Here is a 16,283-nt window from a genome sequence, read left to right as displayed (position 1 = left end):
CGGCGGCATCCACGGAAGAAAGAGGCCGGGCGGCGGCCGGCAGTGGCGCCGCCACCCGGCAATCGGGCTCAGAAGTTCCAGGTGAACGAGGCGCCGACCGTGCGCGGCTGGATCACGCTGGCACCGTACAGGCTCTGTCCGGTGGTCGCGTTGCGCGCGGTGCCGCTGAGGAAGCCGTACTCGTCGCCGGCGTTCTTCAGGTACACGGTCACCGCCCACTGCTCGCCCTCGACGCCCGCGCGCAGGTCGACCGTGATGTAGGACGGCATGGTGAAGCGGCGCACCGCCGAGGAGCTGCTGAAGGTGCCCACGCGGTCGCCCACGTAGGTCACGCCGGCACCGACGAAGGCGTACAGCGAACCCAGCGGGAAGTCCTGGGTGACGTTGAGGCTGCTGGAGAACTCGGGCGAGAACGGCAGGCGGTCGCCCTTGCGGCCGTAGTTGCCGTTGGGCAGGTCCTGTTCCAGCTCGGCGCGGGTGTAGGACGCGTTCCAGGCCACGCTCAGGCCGTCGGCCGGACGCCACTGCAGGCTGGTTTCCACGCCCTTGCTCGTGGCCTTGCCGCCGTTGGTGTAGTAGGTCTGGGTGGTGGCCTGGTCGACGACGCTGAGCTGGATGTCGGTCCAGTCGATGTAGAACAGCGACACGTCCAGCGAGACGCGGTTGTCGGCGAAGCTGCCCTTGTAGCCGGTCTCGTAGCTGACCAGCGTGTCGGATTCGTAGGTCTCCGGCAGGTTGGTGCCGGGCATGGCGCCGTTCTGGCCGCCGGCGCGGTAGCCGGAGGCGATGCGGCCGTAGACGATCGCGTTCTCGTCCAGCTTGTAGCGCGGCGAGAACAGGAAGGTGCCGACCTTTTCGCCGGCGGCCGGATCGGTCTCGACCGAGTAGCCGCCGTTCATCGGGCCGTCGTAGATCGTGCGCGAGGTCTGCTTGACGTCGCTGTAGCGGCCGCCCACCTGGATGTCGAACTTCTGGGTGAAGTGGTAGTTCACGTCGCCGTAGACGGCGTGCTCCTCGAACGTGGACGGGCTGACCGCGGTATAGGCCGGCGCCAGGCCGAGGTCGACGCCGCTGGCGCGGTTGACCGCACGCAGCGCCTGGTAACCCTCGGTGTCTTCCTTCGTATAGAAATAGCCGACCTGCCAGTCCAGCGTGCGCTCGCCCTGCGAGGACAGGCGGAACTCCTGCGACCACTTCTCGGTGGTGCTGGCGTTGTCGATCACCACGCCGGGGTTGGCGACGCCCAGGATACGGCCGAGCAGGCCGCCGAACGTGGTGGTCACGTCCTGCGGGCCGTCGTGCTCGTACTCGCTGTAGGCGGTGATCGAGTCGAAGGTGGCGGCGCCGAGGTCGGCATCGACCTTGACGTTGTACAGCCGCACCTTGCCCTCGTAGATGTCGGTGTGGCCCAGGCGCTGGCGCGCATACTTGCCGTAGGCGGGGGTGTGGTCGAAGTCGACGTCGACCGAGGCGGTGCCGTCGCTCTCGGAGTCCTGCGCGAGTGCGGCGAAGCGCACCGTCACCGCCTCGCTGGCGTTCCACAGGCCGGCCACGCGCGCGCCGCGCACGCGGCCTTCGTTGACCTCGTCCCTGTCCTGCTGCAGGTCGCGCACGAAGCCGGCATCGCGGCGATCGAACGCGCTCACGCGCAGGGCGAAGGTGTCCTCGATCACCGGGATGTTCACCGCGGCGCGCGCGCCGTAGCCTTCGCCGCCGTGGGCGACGCTGGACACATCGAGCTGGGCACGGCCGCTGAAGCCGTAGGTGTCCGGATCGACGGTGACGTACTTGAGCAGGCCGCCCATGCTGCTGGCGCCGTACAGCGTGCCCTGCGGGCCGCGCAGCGCCTCGATGTGCTGCAGGTCGGACGGATCCAGGTCGGGGGTCTGGATGTCGGTGGTCGACGAGCCGAACGGCACGTCGTCGATCACCACGCCCACGGTCGGGTTCTGCTCGGTGGCGGTGGCGATGCCGCGCATGATCAGCTGGGTGCGACCGGAACCGCGCGCGTTCATCGACAGGCCCGGGACCTGGGCGAAGTAGTCGGTCAGCTGCACCTGGCCGCGGTCGGCCAGCTTCTCGGCATTGACCACCGAGATCGACATCGGCACGTCCTGGATGCGCTCGCTGCGCTTCTGCGCGGTGACGATGATGGTGTCCAGCTCGGTCGGCGACTCGGCCGGCGCGCTCTGCGCCGAGGCCAGCATGGCGGTGGAGGTCAGCGCCAGGCCGACCGCGGTGGCGATCAGGCTGGGCGTACAGGCAGTGCGGTGGTGCGCTCGAACCGTCATGGGCAGATCCTCAGGCAATAGTGTCCCGGCGTGCACGGCGGGGCCGTCCACGCAACCATGGATGAAGGGTAGGCAGTGGGCTTGCGTGCCGCCGGCCACGTGCCCCCTGCGCGTGTCCGGCCGCATCGACACCGGGCTCGCTGCGCGTCTTGCGCCGCCACGTCGTCGACTCGGTATCGACGTTAACGCGGCGGCGCTGCAATGGGCGCGCATTCTGGGACGCTTTGCCTGCCTCCGATGCAACAAATTCTTCACGGATCGGCGGTTTCGCGGGAAAGCGCATCCGATGCGTCATTGCGGTGCACGACGCACCGCCATGGACGCCGCTTCGCACTCATTCCGGGAACTGCGCGATGCACTCGACCTCCAGCGCCGCGCCGAGCGCCAGGCCGCTGGAGCCGAACGCGCTGCGCGCCGGCAGGCGCGCCCGGTCGGTGAAGTACTCCAGGTAGACGCGGTTGAACTCGGGCCAGCGCTGCATGTCCTCGATCATCACCACGCACTTGACCACGTGTTCGAGTCCGAGCCCGGCCATCTCCAACGAGGCCACCAGGTTGTCCAGCGCCTGCCGCGCCTGCGCCTCGAACGCCTCGGGCACGCGTCCCTGCGCATCGACGCCGATCTGGCCGGACAGGTACAGCGTGTCACCGGCGCGGACCGCGGCCGAGAACGGATACGGGCTGGCCGGATCGCGGAAATGCTGGATGTTCGACGGCGCCGGCTCGGCAGCGGCGGCGGTACCGACCACCGCGGACAGCAGCGAGGCGAGGAAACGCGACATGGGCAATCACTCGGGTGGGGAAGCGGTGGGCGGACGCGGCATGCGCGCATCGCGCTGCGCGGCATCGAGCGCGAGCAGCGCCTGGACGGTGGCGATCTGCGCGAGCCCGTCGAAATCCAGGCGTTCGTAGGTGTCGACGCTGGTGTGGCGCGCGCGGGTCATGTAGTCGGTCGGGTCCTGCAGGAACAGCAGCGCCGGCAGGCCGGCATCGGTGTAGCTGGACTGGTCGGCCGGCCAGCCCGGTCCGTCGAGCACGAAGTCCACGCCCAGCGGCGCCAGCGCCGGCTGCCAGCGCCGCAGCAGCGCCGCCATCTCCGGATCGGCGCCGGCATAGATCCCGCGGATCGGCCCGCTGCCCATGTCGACCAGCATCGCCAGCGACAGCCGCCCATGGCCTGGCCGCGGCCGCACCGGGCCGGACACCAGTCCGGTCTGCGGATCGCGCGGCACCTGCGCGTAGTGCGCGTCCACATGGGCGCGCGAACCGAGCACGCCCTGCTCCTCGCCGCTGAACAGCACCAGCCGGACCGTGCGCCGCAGCGCCACGCCGCTCTCGCGCAGGATCCGCATCGCCTCCAGTGCGGCGATCACCCCGGCGCCATCGTCGACCGCACCGGTGGCGCCGGCCCAGCTGTCGAGGTGGGCGACGATCTCCACCACTTCGTCGCGCAGGCACGGATCGTGCCCTGGAATCTCGGCGATCAGGTTGTCGCCGGGCACCGGTACCGGCGTGGTGGTGGTGGCGACCTCGTGTTCGATCCGGACCGGCGTGCCCGCGGCGAGCAGCCTGCCGACCCGGCCGAACGCCTCGTTGCTGGCGACCACCACCGGAAACGCCGGCGCCTGGCCAGGCCGCCACGGCTGCGGCGACAGCAGCGCGTTGTCGTCCAGGTACAGGCGCGCGGTACCGGCCCCGGCGCCGCCCGGATCGCCGGGCAGCACCACCGCCTGCACGCCCTCCGCGGCGAGGAACCGGGCCACGTGCGCCGCGAACGCCTGCTGCCGCAGCCGCGCCGGCATCCGCTGCGCGCGCCCGGCGAAGTAGCGGCCGACCGTGTCCAGCTCGCGCTGCGCGGAGGCGGCATCGAAGCGCGGCGACGCGGGCGTTTCCGGCCGCGGGGGGTCCTGCGCCGGCAGCGCACCGAGAAACACCACCTTGCCGCGCAGGCAGCCGCGCCACGCGGCGAGGTCGGCCTCCGAACGCGGATCGGCATGCACCGCCTCGCCCGTCACGACGCCATCGCTGGACGGCGACCACGGCGCGGCCTGGGCGACGAACATCATCGGCACCGGCGCCTGCATCCGCATCCAGGTGCGCTGCTGGGTCCAGCCATGGCCGAATGTGCCCCACGCCTCGCGCCGCACGTTGTCCAGGCCGATCGCGCGCGCGGTGGCGCCTGCCCATGCGAACGCCGCGTCCAGCCCGGGCGAGCCGGTCAAGCGTGGACCGATGCGGTCGATCAGCGCATGCGCGTGGTCGCGCGCGCGCGATCCGGCGACGCCCAGCGCCTCGATCCGCGGCTGCAGCGCAGGGTCGGCGCGGTCGCTGCCATGCACCGGGCAGGACGTGGCCCAGGCCGGCACCGGCAGGATCAGCGCGACGCACAGCAGCCTCCGGCATGCGGCGGCGGACATCGGCTTCATCGCTGCCGGTGGCAGCCTCGGGTCGTGGGGAGGACGCATCGTCCGATCATAGCCAGCGCGTTCCGCACGATGCGTGCGATCGCCATGCGATCCACGCGTGCGCACGCACAAAACATGCATGGCGTTGCCGGTGGCGCGCTCAGGCGGTGCGCGCGTCGAGCCTGCGCCTGATCTCGGCGAAGGCCGCCGCGTCGATCGGATAGCGGCGCACCAGGACCAGCGCCAGCAGCACCAGCGCGGCCGGCACCAGCGCCACGCCAAGATGGATGCCGGCACGCACGCCGGCATCGGCGGCCTGCACGCTCTCGTAGCCGACCACCGCCAGCAGCAGGCTGACGACCAGCCCACCGAGCACCATGCCGCTCTGCTGGATCACCACCCACGCACCGTAGATCGTGCCTTCGCGCCGCCATCCGCCGTGCAGTTCGTCGTGCTCGACGGTGTCGGGCACCATCGCATTGGGCAGCAGTTCGGCGCCGGCGTTGAACAGGCCGAACACCAGCATCAGCACGAACAGCGGCCAGACCGCTCCCAACGGCAGCAGCAGCGGCAGCAACCAGCAGCCGGCCAGGCCGAGATAGGCGGCCACGCAGGCCTCGCGCTTGCCGAACCGCGCACCCAGCCGCGCCCACAGCGGCGTGACCGCCAGGCTGACCAGCGAGCCCAGCGGGTACAGCAGGCCCATCAGCGCGGCCGGTTGCCCGTGCACGGCCGTGACCAGGTAGATCAGCGCGCCGCTGAACGCGACGCTGGCGATGTTGGCCACCAGATAGGCGCCGCCGAGCACCGCCAGTGGCCGGTTGCGGCGCAGCGCCTGCCACTGGCCGCGCAGTCCGCCATCGGGCGCGCGCACGGGCAACGGCGCCTGCGGCGCGTGCGCGGTGGCCAGGAAGGTGGCCAACCCGCTGACCAGGATCAGCGCGCCGAAGGCCAGCCCGGCCAGCCGGTAGCCGGCGAACGGGTCGGCCGCGCGCTCGACGATCCACGGCACCGCCGAGATCGCCAGCAGCACCGCCAGGCGCGAGGCGACCTCCTTGTAGCCGATCAGCGACAGGCGCTGCCGGTAATCGGGCACCATTTCCGGCGCCATCGCCGAGTAGGGCACGTGATAGAGGCTGACGCCGCTGTTGACCAGCAGGTAGAGCAGCAGGAACGCCAGCGCCAGCATGTGTACCGGCAGCGTCGCCGGCAGCGCGAACATCGCGGCGAACGCCGGCGCCCACAGCAGGGTACCGGCCAGCACCCACGGCCGGCGCCGGCCCCATCGCGACCGGGTGCGGTCCGACAGCATGCCCACCAGCGGATCGGTGAGGATGTTCCAGACCCGCGGCAGCACCGTGATCACCCCGGCCAGCAGCACCGGCACCCGATGCACCTCGGTCAGGTAATAGAGCAGGTACACGCTGACGATCGCCATGTGGCTGGCGATCGCGAACTGGCCGAAGGCCCAGCCAAGCCGGGCGCCCAGCGAAAGCGGCGGGGAAGCGGTCACCACGGGATCCATCGGCCTGTGCGCACCGGGCACGCGCTGCGTGCGGCGCCGGCCGGCGATGGTAGCGCGGCCTTGGCTCGCCGGGCAGCGCGGCCGCCGATGGCGGCGATCACCGCCGATCGCCGCATGGATGCACGGTTTTGCCGCGACAGGGTCGGATCATGCTATGAATCGCAGCGCCCTTCCTTACGGCCAGCCGCATGTCCGCACTCGATTCGTTCGACGTCCGCATCCTCGAAGCCCTGCAGGTCCAGGGCGACATGACCATGGCCGAACTGTCCGAGCGCGTGCACCTCTCGCACTCGCAGTGCTCGCGCCGGGTCAAGCAGTTGCGCGACACCGGGCTGATCCGCCGCTTCGCCGCGATCCTCGACGCGACCAGGCTCGGCCTGCACCTGAAGGCGTACATCACGGTCACGCTCAAGCACAACTCGCAGACCGCCACGGATTTCCGCGCGCTGATCCGCGACACCGCCGAGATCCTGGAATGCACGATGGTCACCGGCGACGGCGACTTCCTGCTCAAGGCCTACACCCGCGACCTGCCGCATTTCCGAGACCTGCTCGACCGGCTGGCCCAGGTCGACGTGGTCGCGACGATGCGCTCGGTGATCGTGATCGAGGACCTGAAGAACACCTCGGCGCTGCCGGTGTATCCGCAGGCCGCCGCCGGCTGAGCCGCAGCGCGTCCGCTGTCGTGTGCCGCTGCTGGGCGATGCCGGGCCGCATGCAGCGGCCGGCACCCGCGCGGGAACGATGCACGCCGCCGACGCGGCGACCCTGGCGGTCCCGCACCGCATCCGGTGGCGGCTCGAGAACCGTTGTTCAGTCCAGCCGCGGCGGCGGCGCCGCGAACGGCCGCACGCCCAGCGCCGCGTAGATCTCCGCCGGGAAATAGACCACGCCGCCGCGCAGGACCATCCGCGCGCGGCGTACCGCATTGATGTCGGCGGTGGGATCGCCGTCCATCAGGACCAGGTCGGCATGCTGGCCCGGCGCGACCCGGCCCAGCTCGCCGCTGCGGCCCAGGTGTTCCTCGCTGCCGAGCGTGGCTATGCGCAGCACCTGCGCCGGTGCGATCCCGGCCCGCGCATACAGCTCCAGTTCGCGGTGCAGAGTGAAGCCGGTGCCGTCGTCGGTGCCCGGCAGCAGGCGGATGCCGTTGTCGTGCAGCAGCTTCAGCGTGTCGAGCACGCGCTGCATCGCCTCGCGATAGTCGCGATCGTTCTGCGCGGTCAGGTCGGAGACGAACGTGCGCTTGCGGTAGCGCTGATAGGACACCGGCATGTGATCGAGGAAATGCTCGCCACCGGGCGACATCTGGCCGGCGCGGCTGAGCATCAGGATCTCGACGATCACCGCGGTCGGGTCCAGCGCCACGCCACGCTCCTTCATCAGCGCCAGCGTCTTCGCCACCCGCGGCGAGCGCGCCAGATCCAGCGTGGCCGCGCGCTGCATCGCGGTCAGCCGCAGCGGCGTACGGGTGTCTTCGCCGTCTTCCAGCAGCCAGCCGAGCATCAGCTGGTTGATGTGCGCCAGTTCGTCGTAGCCATCGGCGATGACCCGGTCCGGCGAGGAGAACGCCGGCACGTGCCCGGTCACGCCCATGCCCAGGCGGTGCGCCTCGGCCGCGATCGGGCGCACCCATTGCGGGTTCATCGAGTTGTAGACCTTGATCTGCCAGTAGCCGTTGTCGTGGTACCAGCGCACCGCGTCCAGCGCCTGGTCCAGGCTGTCGGCGACGAAGCCGTTGCGCGCCGAGTACGGGCTGCGTCCTTCCAGGAAGCCGTTGCGCACGATCCGCGGGCCGGCCACCTCGCCACGCTCGATGCGTGCGGTCAGGTCGAGCAGGAAGGCGTTGTCGTTGCCCATGTCGCGGGTCGAGGTGATCCCCGCCGCCAGGTACCACAGCCCGGAATCGAGCGAACTGTGCGAGTGCATGTCGTGCAGGCCGCTGCTGAGCGTGCCGCCCTGGCCGTCGTAGGCGGTCTCGCCCTCGGCGGCAGGCACGTCGGTGGTCTCGATCGCGGCCACCCGTCCATCGCGCACCAGCACCGACACCAGCGGCCCCAGGCGCAGCGCGTCCGGATCGAACACGCGCACGTTGCGGATCCGCAGCGGGCCGTCATGGCGATGCGCCAGCCGCTGCTGCAGCTGCTCGGCGCGCTGCATGTCCAGGTCCGACGCCAGGGCGGCGATGGTCTCGCGCGCATCCTCGTAGCCGGCACGGACCACGATCCGGCGCGTGGAGAACTGGGCGAACAGCCGCTGCGCGTCGTCCAGCAGCAGGTATTCGGGCTGCAGGTCGACGCCGGTCAGGCGATAGGCGGTGGTCGCCACCGCGGCGGCGCCCTCGCCGATCCGCACCTCGCGCAGCGGTTCCAGCTGCAGGCTTCCGGCCGGCAGCGCATCCAGCCGCAGGCCCGGCGCCCGCAGCAGCGCGCGCGCGTACGCGCCCAGCGCCCACGGGCTGCCATCGTTGACGATGTAGGGCAGCGCACGCGGCACCCGCCGCTCGCCGTGGTCGGCCTGGCTGCGCCAGGTCGCCACGCCGTCGCGCCAGGCGAACCGCTCGTCGACCGGCCCGCCCATCAGCGAGGCGCCCGCGATGGTCCACTCCACCGGCACCCCGTCGGCACCGATGCGCAGCGTCTCCCGGTGCTTCGGGCCACGTCCGTTGTCGTCGACGTGGTAGTCCACCTCCACCGTGTCGCCCCGGGTGGTTGCCACCAGGCGGCCGATCACTTCGCCGTTGGACACCACCGACAGGCGTTCCTCGCCGTCTGTGGCGTCGGAGGCGACGGTGGCGCACGCGGCGCCCGACAGGACGGACGCCACGACCAGGGCGGCGGCACGCAGCGAGGGAAACAGACGCGTCATCGGGAGACCTGCAATGGACGGGGCCGTGGCCAGCCTGGGCGACGGAGATCCGATTCTATCGGCGCGGTGCCGCGCACACTGTGCGTTGTCGACGCGACCTGAAAGGTTTGGCGCGATTTTGTTTCGGAAATTGGTCCGCCTGCGCATATTCCATGCACCGCGAAGCCCGGCAGCGCATCGATGCCCGTCGACTGAACGACCGTCCCCGTCCCCCGCGCGCACCGGCGCATGTCACAGGCCGCGTGCTAGGATCGCCGCTCGAAGGGGAGTAGCCCCCCGCGCAGGTGTCGTCATGACGGGTCTTCCGACCCCGGCACCGCGGCAGGTCCATCGGACCTGTGGGCAAGACCTTCGCCGTTCCACGGCGAAGGTGCGTCCGCTTCATTCGATGCAGATTTGCCGTGGCCCCCGCAGCATCCGAGGCCACCCCACATGCATTGCCCCGCCTGCAAGACCGTCACCCTGGCCATGACCGAACGCCAGGGCATCGAGATCGACTACTGCCCCCAGTGCCGCGGCATCTGGCTCGACCGCGGTGAACTGGATCGCCTGATCGAGCGCGCCGAGGCCGATCTGCAGCCGTCCGCGCCACAGCCGCCGCCTCCGCCACAGCCCCACGCGCACCAGGCCTATCCCCCACAGCCCGCCCACCGCGACGGCTATCGCGACGAATACCGCGAGCGCGGCAAGCACGGCTACCAGGATGGCTATGGCTACGGCCACAAGCGCAAAAAGAAGTCGCTGTTGAACGAACTGTTCGACTTCTGAGCCCAGGCGTTCCCTCTTTCACGACCCGTCCCGGCGTGCAGCCGCACGCTGGCGGCGCGCACCCCACTGCCCTCTCTCCAAGAGCCCCTCGATGGAATCCCTGTTCACCCCCGAGATCCTGATCGCCCTGGCCACGCTGACCGCGCTGGAACTGGTGCTCGGCATCGACAACATCATTTTCATCTCGATCCTGGCCGGCAAGCTGCCGCCGCACCAGCGCGACAAGGCGCGCAAGCTCGGCATCGCCCTGGCCGCGATCAGCCGCCTGGGCCTGCTGTTCGCGATCGCCTGGATCGTCGGGCTGACCGCACCGCTGTTCGAGGTGTTCGGGCACACATTCTCCTGGCGCGACCTGATCCTGATCGGCGGCGGCCTGTTCCTGATCGGCAAGGCCACCCACGAAATCCACCAGAAGATCGAGGGTGGTGGCGAGGAGAGCGTGGTCAAGCACGCGGCGACCTCGTTCGCCGGCGTGCTGGCGCAGATCATGGTGCTGGACATCGTGTTCTCGCTGGACTCGATCATCACCGCGGTCGGCATGGTCGACGAGCGCTGGGTGATGGTCACCGCGATCCTGATCTCGATCGTGTTCATGCTGGTCTTCGCCGGCCCGATCAGCCGCTTCGTCGAGCGCCACCCGACGGTCAAGATCCTGGCCCTGAGCTTCCTGATCATGATCGGTCTGGTGCTGATCGCCGACGGCTTCGGCCAGCACATCTCCAAGGGTTACATCTACGCGGCGATGGCCTTCTCGGTCTTCGTCGAGATGATCAACCTGTGGATCCGCCGACGCGAGAACCAGCGCAGCACTGCGGCAGGCTGAGGCTGCAGCCGGTGCCGCCACCACGGCGGCACCGGCATCCGCCGTCGTCGCGATGTCGCTTCAGGGCGATGTCGCGGCGCCAGCCGGCTTTACCGGCCGGGCAACGCTGAAGGCCGGCAGCACGATCCGGTAATCGAACGGTTCGCCTGCCGGCAACGCGCCGGCAGACGGCACGGCCACGATGCGCTGCGGCCCGCAACCAGCGGCCGGACATGCCCAGAATTCACCGGAGGCCGCCGCAATCTCGATCGAGACGGGCTGCAGATCGAGCAGACCGGCGGTCATCGGCGCCGGCATCTGCTCCGGCGCCCAGCTCGGGCGCAGGCGCATCGCATGCACGTTGCCGGTCAGCACCAGCATCGGCCCGCGCGGCAGTGCGCCGAATGCCTGCCGCAGCTGCGCGGCCATCGCGTCATCGCGCCAGTCACCGATTGGACCACCCCCGTTCGCCACGTCGTAGGCCAGAACCGCCACATCGCGTCCCTGCGCACGCAGCTGTCGCATGCGTTCGACCAGATCGAGCATGTCCTCGCTGCGGCGCCCGTCGTTGCGCTGCTGCGGCACCGACCAGAACGGGCGGCGGCGCAGCAGGTCGCGTTGCGCAACGCTGCCATCGCCGTCGAGATACGCCCGCAGCGATGCGTGCTCGCTGGCATGGATCTCCAGCGCCAGCAGCAGCGGACCTTCGCGGCTCAGGTGCTCGGCGACCTCGCCGACCAGCGGCGGAATCTCGCGCGTGCCGTGCATCTCGCCGAGCATGATCAGGCGATGCTTGCCGGCCTCGGCAACCAGGGTGTCAACGGCGGAGGCGCGTGCAGCGGAGCCACCCGCTACGGCCTGGAACACGCACGCAGACGCAAGACAGAGCGCGAACAGACGTCGGAGCATCAGGGGCATCCTGTCGGGAGGTCCCGATGTCATGCGGCGTGCAGCAGGCTTCTTCAAGCCGGCTGCACGGCGTGCCACCGGACACCCGGTGCGGCTGGCCGACCGATCAATGCTCCTGCATTGGCGCGGCAGCACCGACAGGACGTGCAGCAGTGAAGCGCGGCAGCACGATCTGATGGTGGAACGGCGCATCGGCGTCCATCGGACCATGGGCGTCACGACTGCGCGCAGGATACCGGCCGCAGCTTCCAGCTCTGCAGTTCCATGCCTCGCCATCGCTGGCGGAGACGTTGACCGAGAACGGCTCCAGATCACGCAGACGCGCACCTATCGGCTCCGGCAGACCCGACTGCGCAGGATCCCGCTTCCTGTGCATCGCGTGGAGATTGCCGGTCAGCGCGACCACGCGGCCTTGTGGCATCGCATCAGCCGCGGCACGCAGCCGCAGCGCCATTTCCTCCTCACGCGCCTCGCTGCCGCCCCGCCGCCAGGTCGCGAGGACCGCATCGAACGGCACGACCGTGACATCGCGTCCCTGGGCACGCAGCCGGCGCACGGCATCGACGAGATCGATCAGATCCTCGGTGCGCCGGCCATCATTGCGCTCGCTGGCGATACCCCAGAACGGCGTGGCCGCGAGCGCGGCACGGTCGGCGGCGCTGCCGGCGCTGTCCAGATAGCGCGCGATGGCCGCCGTCTCGGCGTCCTCGGCCATGATCTCCATGCCCAGCGTCACCGCCCCGGCAGCACTCAAACGCTCGACGACAGCCGCGACCAGACGCGGCGCCTCCTGCGTGCCGTGCAGTTCGTCGACCAGCAGCAGGCGCCGCTCGCCGAGCGCGGCGAACATCTCGTCGGCTGCGGCATGCACGGGATCCTGCTCCGCCCTCGCCGGCCAGGCACAGACCAGCAGCACGGTCATCGCGGCCATCCATCGCCACATGTCGCATCCTCCGTGAAAAGCGAAACGCTGATCGATCCGTCAGCCCGGCTTCAACGCCCGGCGTACGCCATCAGCCACCCAGCACCAGCGGCAGCCAGTGGTCGACCAGCAGGAACGCGAACAGCGCCATCAGGTAGACGATGGAGTAGTTGAACACCCGCATCGCGAAGAACTCGTCCGGCGGGTCGAGCAGCCGCCAGGCGTACCAGAGGAACACGCTGCCCAGCACCAGCGCGCCACCGAGGTAGAAGAAGCCGCTCATGCCGAACACCACCGGCAGGATCGTCACCTCGACCAGCAGCACCGTGTAGAACAGGATCTGCCAGCGCGTGTAGGTGACGCCATAGGTCACCGGCAGCATCGGGATCAGCGCGCGCGCATAATCCTCGCGGCGGAAGATCGCCAGCGCCCAGAAATGCGGCGGCGTCCACACGAAGATGATCAGCACCAGCAGCAGCGCATGCTGCCAGTCCCACGGGCCCTGCATGTCGGTGACCGCGGCCCAGCCCAGCAGCGGCGGCGCGGCGCCGGCGACGCCGCCGATCACGATGTTCTGCGGCGTGGCGCGCTTGAGCCAGCCGGTGTAGATCACCGCATAGCCGATCAGCGAGGCGAAGGTCAGCAGCGCGGTGACCAGGTTCACCAGCGTGACCAGCAGCAGCATCGACAGCGCGCCGAGCACCAGCGCGAACACCAGCACCTGCACCGGACGCAGCGCACCGGTGGCCAGCGGCCGGTGCGCGGTACGCGCCATCACCCGGTCGATGCGCTGGTCGATCAGATGGTTGATCGCGGCCGCCGACGAGGCCGCCAGCCAGATGCCGAGCAGGCCGAACACGCTTTCCTTCAGCGGCGGCAGGCCGGGTACCGCGAGGAACATGCCGACCAGGGCGGTGAACACCAGCAGCGCGACCACGCGCGGCTTGGTCAGCTCGAGGTATTCGCGCCAGAGTGGAGTGGCGCTCATGCGACGTTCCCGGGTTCCTTCAGCCGCGCCAGCAGCGAGACCAGCACGAACAGCAGCGCGGCGGCGCCTGCGTTGTGCATCACCGCGACCGACAGCGGCAGCGCCAGCTTCACGTTGAGGATGCCGAGCGTGGCCTGGGCCAGCACCAGCACGCCCAGCATCGCCGCCCAGCCGCGCATGCCCGGGGTGCGGAACAGGCGCAGCGACAGCCACAGCACGTACACCAGCACCGCCACCGCCATCAGCCGGTGCGCCATCTGGATCGCGACCCGCGCCGCGCCGTCGAGCACGCCCCCTTCGTAATCCACGCCCAGCCCGCGCCACAGCACGAAGCCCTCGCGGAAGTCGCCCTGTGGCCACCACTGGCCCACGCATTGCGGGAAATCGAAGTAGTGGTGCTGCTCGGTCACCCAGCCGCCGGCGCCGCAGGCGAGCGCGGCGTAGTTGGCGCTGACCCAGCCGCCCAGCGCGATCTGCACGCCGACCACCGCCAGGCCGCCGACCAGCCAGCGCCGCAGCACGCGCGCGTCGGCCAGGTGGATCGGCAGGTGGGTCGCACGCCATGCCATCCACACCAGCAGCGAGAACGTGGTCATGCCGCCGAGCAGATGGCCCATCACGATGACCGGCTTCAGCAGCAGGGTCACCGTCCACTTGCCGAGCAGCGCCTGGAACACGATGACCGCCAGGGTCAGCGCGCCGGCGCGGGCCAGGTCGATGTTCGACCAGCGCAGCGCGGCCAGCAGCAGGATCGCCTCGCCGGCACCGGCAAGCGCGAACGCCAGCCCGATCCGGCCCTGCATGTAGGCCGGGATCGCCGCGGCCACCAGCGCCGAGGCGCCGAGGATCAGCCCGATGCCGAAACGTCGTTTGCGCGCGGCCAGCAGCGCCAGCAGCAGTACCAGCACGCCGAGCGTGGCGGCCAGGTGGCGGTGGACCTGCTCGCGCCACGCCTTGTGGTCCTCGAACGGACGGATCTCGCTGGCCGCATGCGCGGCGGCCTCCTGTACCTGCGACGGCCAGGTCGCGCGGCCGTAGCAGGTCGGCCAGTCGGGGCAGCTCAGGCCGGCATCGGACAGGCGCACGAACGCGCCGAACACGACCACGCAGGCGGTGAGGATCACCGCCAGCCAGGCGATGCGATGGAAGCTGCGCACCAGCGCGGGGCGGGCGATCACGTTCATCGGTACGGCGCTCTCACTTCAACTTCAGCAGTTTGGCCACGTCGGCGCGCAGGCCGGCCGGATCGGCATGCGGCGGGTAGCGCAGGATCACGAAGCCGTTGGGATCGATCACGTAGACCGGCACGCCGGCCGGATCGGCCGCATCCGGCAGCCGCGCGCGCAGGTCGGCGTCGTCGCGCAGCACGCGCAGTTCGGACAGCGCCGGGGCATCGGCCGGCAGCGCTCCCAGCCACAGGATCTCGACCTGGTCGGCGTTGTGGCCGAACAGCTGCCAGACCTTGTCCAGCTCGACCAGCAGCGCGTCGCAGTCGGCGGCGCAGCTGGCTGGCGGCGCGGCCAGGATGCGCCAGATGCGCGCACCGGGATTCCACTCGTAGGCCCGGCCATCGGCCAGCTGCAGCGGGGTGGCGCGCAGGTCGACCGGCGGCTGCAGCAGCTGGCCGTGGTTCTTCAGCCCGGCCGGCATCCAGCCGGTGAAACGCAGGATCCCTGCGCCGAACGCCGAACCGAAGAACAGGACGAACAGCGCGATCAGCATCAGGCGCCCGCGTCGGGTGCGGGCGGCGTCGGAAGCGGGAACGGTCATGGCGTGGATTTTCGCACGGGTGGGCGCTCAGCGCCGGCGTCGGCTGCGCAGCGCGGTGATCAGCGCGACCAGCAGCACCGCCGCGGCCAGCGCGAACCACTGCACGGCGTAGCCCAGGTGGCGCTCGGGCGTGAGGGTGTTCGGCAGCAGCTCCAGATCGCGCGCATAGCCAAGCGGCAGAGCCGGATCCAGGCGCAGCACGCGCGGCGCCAGCGCCGGCAGCTGCAGCGCCTGCGCCAGCGCGGGCACGTCGAGCACCGTGGTCAGCACGCGCGCGTCGTCGCGCTCCAGCACGGTCGCCACCAGACCAGGCGACGGTGGCGGCAGCAGCAGGCCGGCGACGGTATCGACGCCGGGCAGCTCGATCTGCGGCAGCGTCCGGTCGCCCGGCAGCGGCAGCCAGCCGAGTTCGACCAGCAGCGGCGTCCCGCCATCGTCAGGCTGGAATACGCGGTAGGCACGCACGCCCGCGCGCCCGCCGTGGTTCTGGTTGTCCAGCAGCACCGCCGGCACGGGCAGGAAGCGGCCCTCGCCGGCCGCCCAGGCGTAGCCGGGCTGCGCGCTGGTGGCGATCTGCAGCGGCTGCTCCTCGCGCCCGGCCAGCACCTGTTCCACCGATGCGAGCATCGACGCTTTCAGCTGCATCCGGTCCAGCTGCCAGAACCCGAGCGCGGCGAACACGCCGGCCACCACCAGCGCCAGCACGGCGCCCAGCCACAGCGGCATGCGTCGACTCACGCCTGCGCCTCCGCCTGCAATAATGCGTGGCGCACCGCATCCACCGAGACCATCGCCGTGAACGATTCGCTGAAGACCCTGCTGGTTGTCGCGTTCCTGATCGTCATCCTGTGGAACCTCGGTACCGCGCTGTATTACATGCTGGTCGACCGCGGCCAGAGCAAGCGCACCGTCAATGCGCTGACCCGCCGCATCGCGCTGTCGGTCGGGTTGATCCTGCTGGTCATCCTGGGCATCTGGACCGGCGTGATCCAGCCGCACGGCGTGGGTCGCTGACCGGTATCGCACCAGGCCCCTG

General features: G+C 70.4%; 15 protein-coding genes. 4 read left to right on the top strand and 11 right to left on the bottom strand.

What is annotated here, in order from left to right:
* Positions 1-68 precede the first annotated feature (68 nt).
* The 4 genes from IB242_RS14580 to IB242_RS14565 all read right to left on the bottom strand — a co-directional run bounded on the left by IB242_RS14580 (position 69) and on the right by IB242_RS14565 (position 6,208).
* Entirely contained in the window at positions 69-2,291 is a 2,223-nt protein-coding gene (locus tag IB242_RS14580; RefSeq protein ID WP_192280892.1) for a TonB-dependent receptor, read from the bottom strand.
* A gap of 334 nt (positions 2,292-2,625) precedes the next feature.
* A complete protein-coding gene (locus IB242_RS14575) occupies positions 2,626-3,072 on the bottom strand; it encodes a RidA family protein (RefSeq protein ID WP_192280889.1) in 447 nt (148 codons plus the stop codon).
* 6 nt (positions 3,073-3,078) lie between these two features.
* On the bottom strand, positions 3,079-4,707 hold the full coding sequence (locus IB242_RS14570) for a M20/M25/M40 family metallo-hydrolase (RefSeq protein WP_192280886.1): 1,629 nt from the start codon (positions 4,705-4,707) through the stop codon (positions 3,079-3,081).
* 148 nt (positions 4,708-4,855) lie between these two features.
* A complete protein-coding gene (locus IB242_RS14565) occupies positions 4,856-6,208 on the bottom strand; it encodes an MFS transporter (RefSeq protein ID WP_192280883.1) in 1,353 nt (450 codons plus the stop codon).
* Positions 6,209-6,408: 200 nt separating this feature from the next.
* On the opposite strand from IB242_RS14565, the gene IB242_RS14560 reads away from it, so the two are divergent.
* Positions 6,409-6,885: an Lrp/AsnC family transcriptional regulator gene (locus tag IB242_RS14560; protein WP_192280880.1), complete on the top strand. Its 477-nt coding sequence runs from the start codon at positions 6,409-6,411 to the stop codon at positions 6,883-6,885.
* Between the two features lie 148 nt (positions 6,886-7,033).
* Here the strand turns inward: IB242_RS14560 and IB242_RS14555 are convergent, their stop codons facing one another.
* Positions 7,034-9,088 (bottom strand): amidohydrolase family protein, encoded by a 2,055-nt coding sequence (locus IB242_RS14555; protein ID WP_192280877.1) that lies wholly within the window; start codon positions 9,086-9,088, stop codon positions 7,034-7,036.
* Between the two features lie 432 nt (positions 9,089-9,520).
* On the opposite strand from IB242_RS14555, the gene IB242_RS14550 reads away from it, so the two are divergent.
* On the top strand, positions 9,521-9,856 hold the full coding sequence (locus tag IB242_RS14550; RefSeq protein WP_192280860.1) for a zf-TFIIB domain-containing protein: 336 nt from the start codon (positions 9,521-9,523) through the stop codon (positions 9,854-9,856).
* A 91-nt stretch (positions 9,857-9,947) separates the two neighbouring features.
* A complete protein-coding gene (locus IB242_RS14545; protein WP_192280857.1) occupies positions 9,948-10,679 on the top strand; it encodes a TerC family protein in 732 nt (243 codons plus the stop codon).
* A gap of 60 nt (positions 10,680-10,739) precedes the next feature.
* Here IB242_RS14545 and IB242_RS14540 read toward each other — a convergent pair whose 3' ends face one another.
* The 6 genes from IB242_RS14540 to IB242_RS14515 form a co-directional block, all read right to left on the bottom strand.
* On the bottom strand, positions 10,740-11,567 hold the full coding sequence (locus tag IB242_RS14540) for a calcium-binding protein (RefSeq protein WP_192280854.1): 828 nt from the start codon (positions 11,565-11,567) through the stop codon (positions 10,740-10,742).
* 106 nt (positions 11,568-11,673) lie between these two features.
* On the bottom strand, positions 11,674-12,510 hold the full coding sequence (locus tag IB242_RS14535; RefSeq protein ID WP_192280851.1) for a calcium-binding protein: 837 nt from the start codon (positions 12,508-12,510) through the stop codon (positions 11,674-11,676).
* 70 nt (positions 12,511-12,580) lie between these two features.
* The gene (locus IB242_RS14530) at positions 12,581-13,477 is read right to left on the bottom strand and encodes a heme o synthase (RefSeq protein ID WP_192280848.1); all 897 of its coding nucleotides are present in this window, start codon (positions 13,475-13,477) and stop codon (positions 12,581-12,583) included.
* Entirely contained in the window at positions 13,474-14,661 is a 1,188-nt protein-coding gene (locus tag IB242_RS14525) for a COX15/CtaA family protein (protein WP_192280845.1), read from the bottom strand. The genes IB242_RS14530 and IB242_RS14525 overlap by 4 nt, the downstream gene beginning before the upstream one ends.
* A 13-nt stretch (positions 14,662-14,674) precedes the next feature.
* Positions 14,675-15,247 (bottom strand): hypothetical protein, encoded by a 573-nt coding sequence (locus tag IB242_RS14520; RefSeq protein WP_192280842.1) that lies wholly within the window; start codon positions 15,245-15,247, stop codon positions 14,675-14,677.
* A gap of 27 nt (positions 15,248-15,274) precedes the next feature.
* Positions 15,275-15,973, bottom strand: coding sequence for an SURF1 family protein (locus IB242_RS14515; RefSeq protein ID WP_192282112.1), 699 nt, complete (start codon positions 15,971-15,973; stop codon positions 15,275-15,277).
* A gap of 69 nt (positions 15,974-16,042) precedes the next feature.
* Between IB242_RS14515 and IB242_RS14510 the strand changes: the two genes are divergently transcribed.
* Positions 16,043-16,261 carry a twin transmembrane helix small protein gene (locus IB242_RS14510; protein WP_192280838.1) on the top strand — a complete coding sequence of 73 codons (219 nt, stop codon included), beginning with the start codon at positions 16,043-16,045 and terminating at the stop codon, positions 16,259-16,261.
* The last annotated feature ends 22 nt before the right edge of the window (positions 16,262-16,283 follow it).

The sequence above is a fragment of the Xanthomonas sp. XNM01 genome, assembly GCF_014851915.1.
Lineage (GTDB): Bacteria > Pseudomonadota > Gammaproteobacteria > Xanthomonadales > Xanthomonadaceae > Pseudoxanthomonas.
The sequence above is the reverse complement of the archived record's forward strand: the minus strand, read 5'-3'. Positions and strand labels throughout refer to the sequence as shown.

What these genes read in the sequence shown, in the direction of transcription:
- IB242_RS14540 (WP_192280854.1), bottom strand. Translation starts at nt 11,567, where the DNA reads ATGCTCCGACGTCTGTTCGCGCTCTGTCTTGCGTCTGCGTGCGTGTTC.
- IB242_RS14520 (WP_192280842.1), bottom strand. Translation starts at nt 15,247, where the DNA reads ATGACCGTTCCCGCTTCCGACGCCGCCCGCACCCGACGCGGGCGCCTG.
- IB242_RS14550 (WP_192280860.1), top strand. Translation starts at nt 9,521, where the DNA reads ATGCATTGCCCCGCCTGCAAGACCGTCACCCTGGCCATGACCGAACGC.
- IB242_RS14545 (WP_192280857.1), top strand. Translation starts at nt 9,948, where the DNA reads ATGGAATCCCTGTTCACCCCCGAGATCCTGATCGCCCTGGCCACGCTG.
- IB242_RS14560 (WP_192280880.1), top strand. Translation starts at nt 6,409, where the DNA reads ATGTCCGCACTCGATTCGTTCGACGTCCGCATCCTCGAAGCCCTGCAG.
- IB242_RS14530 (WP_192280848.1), bottom strand. Translation starts at nt 13,477, where the DNA reads ATGAGCGCCACTCCACTCTGGCGCGAATACCTCGAGCTGACCAAGCCG.
- IB242_RS14535 (WP_192280851.1), bottom strand. Translation starts at nt 12,510, where the DNA reads ATGTGGCGATGGATGGCCGCGATGACCGTGCTGCTGGTCTGTGCCTGG.
- IB242_RS14575 (WP_192280889.1), bottom strand. Translation starts at nt 3,072, where the DNA reads ATGTCGCGTTTCCTCGCCTCGCTGCTGTCCGCGGTGGTCGGTACCGCC.
- IB242_RS14515 (WP_192282112.1), bottom strand. Translation starts at nt 15,973, where the DNA reads ATGCCGCTGTGGCTGGGCGCCGTGCTGGCGCTGGTGGTGGCCGGCGTG.
- IB242_RS14570 (WP_192280886.1), bottom strand. Translation starts at nt 4,707, where the DNA reads ATGTCCGCCGCCGCATGCCGGAGGCTGCTGTGCGTCGCGCTGATCCTG.
- IB242_RS14555 (WP_192280877.1), bottom strand. Translation starts at nt 9,088, where the DNA reads ATGACGCGTCTGTTTCCCTCGCTGCGTGCCGCCGCCCTGGTCGTGGCG.
- IB242_RS14525 (WP_192280845.1), bottom strand. Translation starts at nt 14,661, where the DNA reads ATGAACGTGATCGCCCGCCCCGCGCTGGTGCGCAGCTTCCATCGCATC.
- IB242_RS14580 (WP_192280892.1), bottom strand. Translation starts at nt 2,291, where the DNA reads ATGACGGTTCGAGCGCACCACCGCACTGCCTGTACGCCCAGCCTGATC.